The organism is Nostoc sp. CHAB 5715, from assembly GCF_020829685.1.
GTDB lineage: Bacteria > Cyanobacteriota > Cyanobacteriia > Cyanobacteriales > Nostocaceae > Nostoc.
Map to the genome: position 1 here is coordinate 1 of NZ_JAIVFR010000700.1, position 4146 is coordinate 4146.

The window sequence follows — 4146 nt, forward strand, 5'->3', positions numbered from 1 at the left end:
GTACATTACTCATCCTAAAGCACCGAGTCAAAGCCAATGAGCATCGCCCTGCCATTGAAGTAGTCAAAAATTACGGGCAAATACCTCAATTAGAATGCTTTCCTGGGCAACTCAACCAAGTTTTTATGAATATCATCGCCAACGCCATTGATGCCTTAGAAGAATCTAACAAAGGACGTAGTTTCCAACAAATTAAAGACAATCCCAATCGCCTCACAATTACCACTACCTTGTCTGAAGATCGGCATCATGTCTCGATCCGAATCCAAGACAATGGCGAGGGAATGTCCGAAAATGTCAAGCAAAAACTATTTAATTATTTATTTACCACGAAACCAGTAGGTAAAGGCACTGGTTTAGGATTAGCCATTTCCCGGCAGATTATAGAAGAAAAACATGGTGGACAACTTACAGTGACATCTGAGTTAGGCAAAGGCACAGAATTAGCGATCGCTATTTCACTGCTGAGTTAGTCATTTGTCATTTGTCATTTGTCATTTGTCATTTGTCATTTGTCATTGGTTTTCTCCCCCTGCCCCCTGCCCCCTGCCCTAATTCCAGTCTTGCTCATCCTTCTTCCCGCGACTTTTGTAAATACCCCCCAAGTTGTGAATTTGGCGAGTTTTCTCATAAAGTTCGGCTTCGGTCAAACCCCACTGCTGCAAGACTTGATCTAGGTCTTTTTGGATGTCTCTTGCCCCTGGAAACCCTTGATAACGCATTCGCAGTCTAGCTAATTCTGCTAAGTTATAGTCTGTCGCCTCTTGAGCGAGTAAAATATCAATAAGGGGGCGATCGCGGTTATAAAGAGGATGTTGTTGGTCTTTACCGGCCGTTGCTTCAGTCATTGTTAGTCCTGAGTTAGGAGTTAGAGTTAAGAGTTATAAGTTAAGAGTGATGAGTCTTGATTTTTAAGTTTAGCCGAGAGCAGAGGAGCAAAAAAGGCAAAAGAAAATAATCTTCTGCACGCAAAAGGTAATTGTAAAATTGATTACTCGTTACTTAATCATAACTCGTAACTCCTGTACAGACGCGATTAATCGCGTCTACTCCTAACTCTTCTTAGACGGCAAGTACACCTGATGTCTTACGGCTCTCACCACTGCCACTCAAGTTTAAATAAAGTTACATTGTTCTTAAGAAAATACAAAAAACTTTAGATGAGGGTGAATTTTATCTCACCCAAAGTCCAAGCACCGAGGGAGCAAGAACCCATTATGTTTGAACACTTCACTTCCGAAGCCATTAGAGTAATTATGTTAGCTCAGGAGGAAGCCCGTCGCCTGGGACACAATTTTGTAGGAACTGAACAAATTCTCCTGGGTTTGATGGGAGAAGGAACTGGAGTTGCTGCTAAAGTGCTGGCGGAATTAGGCGTTACCCTCAAAGATGCACGTCGCGAGGTAGAAAAAATTATTGGTAGGGGTTCTGGCTTTGTACCACCAGAGATTCCTTTTACTCCTAAAGTAAAAAGCCTCTTCGAGCAATCGTTTAAAGAAGCTCATAGTCTAGGACAGAATTACATTAACACTGAACACCTACTCTTGGGATTGACCGAGGCTGGTGAAGGTGTTGCCGCCAAAGTACTGCAAAATCTAGGAGTTGATTTCAAGACAGTCCGCAGTGCCATAGTTCGCCGTTTGGGTGAAAATGCACCAGTTTTAGCTGGTGGTGGTAGTCAAAAGCGTACCCAACCGTTAACTATGGAAGAGTTTGGTCGGAATTTGACCAAATTAGCCCAAGAAGGCAGACTCGACCCCGTAGTTGGTCGTCAGAAGGAAATTGAGCGGGCGATCCAGATCCTCGGTCGCCGCACCAAGAATAACCCAGTGTTGATTGGAGAACCAGGAGTTGGTAAAACTGCGATCGCAGAAGGTCTAGCTCAACGAATTATCAACCAGGATGTTCCCGAAAGTTTGCAAGACAAGCAAGTTATCAGCCTCGACATGGGGTCATTGGTAGCTGGAACTCGCTTCCGTGGCGATTTTGAAGAACGCATCAAAAAAGTCGTGGAAGAAGTCCGCACTGTGGGCAATATCATCTTGGTGATTGACGAAATTCACACCTTGGTTGGCGCTGGTGGTACAGAAGGTGGTTTGGATGCAGCCAACATCCTCAAACCTGCCTTAGCACGGGGTGAACTCCAGTGCATCGGTGCAACTACCCTTGATGAGTATCGTAAGCATATCGAGCGCGATGCCGCCCTAGAGCGTCGTTTCCAACCGATTATGGTCGGGGAACCCTCAGTAGAGGAAACCGTACAAATTCTTTACGGCTTGCGCGGCGCTTACGAACAGCACCACAAAGTAACAATTTCTGACGCAGCACTTGTAGCAGCAGCAGAATTATCAGACCGCTACATTAGCGATCGCTTCTTGCCAGATAAAGCAATAGACTTAATTGATGAAGCTGGTTCTCGCGTTCGTCTGCGGAACTCTCAAAGTTCTCCCAATAAAGAACTTAAGCGTGAACTCGCTGGCGTTACCAAAGAAAAAGAAGCAGCAGTCAGAGTCCAAGATTTTGACAAAGCTACACAACTACGCGACCAAGAGTTAAAACTCGCAGAACAACTGCAAGCAACGTTTGCACAAAACGATCAACCTGTCAACTCTACCGTCGTTGACGAAGAAGACATCGCCCAAATCGTTGCCTCTTGGACTGGCGTACCAGTCAACAAGCTAACTGAATCTGAATCAGAGTTGCTCCTGCACCTAGAAGACACTCTGCATCAACGGCTCATCGGTCAAGAGCAAGCAGTCTCGGCTGTATCTCGCGGTATCCGTCGCGCCCGCGTCGGCTTGAAGAATCCTAATCGTCCCATTGCTAGCTTTATCTTCTCTGGGCCTACCGGAGTCGGTAAAACAGAATTGGCGAAGGCGCTAGCTGCCTACTTCTTCGGGGCGGAAGACTCGATGATTCGCCTAGATATGTCCGAATACATGGAAAGCCACACCGTCGCCAAGCTAATCGGTTCGCCTCCTGGTTATGTGGGATACGATGAAGGCGGACAGCTTACAGAAGCCGTGCGGCGGAAACCATACACAGTGTTGCTATTCGATGAAATCGAAAAAGCACACCCCGATGTATTCAATATGCTACTGCAAATCTTGGATGACGGTCATCTTACCGATGCCAAAGGTCGGAAAGTGGACTTCAAGAACACGCTGATCATTTTGACTTCCAACATCGGTTCTAAGGTGATTGAAAAAGGCGGTAGTGGTTTAGGCTTTGACTTCGACACTCAAGCCGACGCTAGTTATAACCGTATCCGCACCTTGGTAAATGAGGAATTGAAAGCTTACTTCCGTCCTGAGTTCCTTAACCGTCTCGATGAAATTATCGTCTTCACCCAGCTTTCTAGGGATGAAGTGAAGCAAATCGCTGAGATTATGCTCCGCGATGTTGCTAATCGCTTGACGGAAAAGGGAATTATCTTAGAAGTTAGCGATCGCTTCAAAGACCGTGTAGTACAAGAAGGCTACAACCCCAGTTATGGTGCTAGACCATTACGCCGCGCAATTATGCGCCTCCTAGAAGATTCTCTCGCCGAAGCAATGCTGTCTGGTGAAATTACAGATGGAGATACAGTGATCGTTGATGTTGATGATGACTCTCAGGTAAGAGTACGAAAATCAGAAAAACGAGAATTGCTCTTGGCAAATGTTGGCTAATATTTATACCCGATCGCTTTTTGCTGTAATATTTGAGAAACACTCCAGCCTCTCGTTTAAGTAGAGGCACAAGCAGGGGCATCTCCGACAAACATCAAGTGAAATGGTATTATATCTTTCACCCCTAGTAGAAATGCTAGGGGTTTTTTATGCAATTCCTCTTTAGTGGGCAATACTCACCTACCCACACCTGTTTATAATGAGTTTAGGACATAGCAACAATATGATTGAAAATCAGAACTTCCACATAGTTAAAGATACTGTCATAACTGATGAAAAAGGACGATTAACCTTGGGTACTGTTGCCAAAGCAAAGAGCTACCGAGTCCTCATCAATGACGCAGGACAAATTCTGCTAGACCCAGTTGTAAACATTCCAGAAAGAGAACTTTGGATATGGGAAAATTCTGTAGCTCGTACCTCGTTAGAAGTTGGTATAAAACAGGCAAGTTCTGGTTTTCAATCATATTGTTGT

4 protein-coding genes are annotated in these 4146 nt (G+C 45.0%); 3 read left to right on the top strand and 1 reads right to left on the bottom strand.

Annotated features, from left to right (window positions below; genetic code table 11):
* Positions 1 to 473, top strand: a 473-nt coding sequence (locus LC574_RS29335) for a sensor histidine kinase (RefSeq protein WP_229457144.1), incomplete at its 5' end; no start/stop codon positions are given.
* Between the two features lie 78 nt (positions 474 to 551).
* Here the strand turns inward: LC574_RS29335 and LC574_RS29340 are convergent.
* Positions 552 to 848 (bottom strand): DUF3288 family protein, encoded by a 297-nt coding sequence (locus tag LC574_RS29340; protein WP_229457145.1) that lies wholly within the window; start codon positions 846 to 848, stop codon positions 552 to 554.
* A 369-nt stretch (positions 849 to 1217) separates the two neighbouring features.
* On the opposite strand from LC574_RS29340, the gene LC574_RS29345 reads away from it, so the two are divergent.
* Entirely contained in the window at positions 1218 to 3671 is a 2454-nt protein-coding gene (locus LC574_RS29345) for an ATP-dependent Clp protease ATP-binding subunit (RefSeq protein WP_267871713.1), read from the top strand.
* Between the two features lie 223 nt (positions 3672 to 3894).
* Positions 3895 to 4146 (top strand): hypothetical protein (locus LC574_RS29350; protein ID WP_229457146.1); only part of this gene is annotated, 252 nt, incomplete at its 3' end.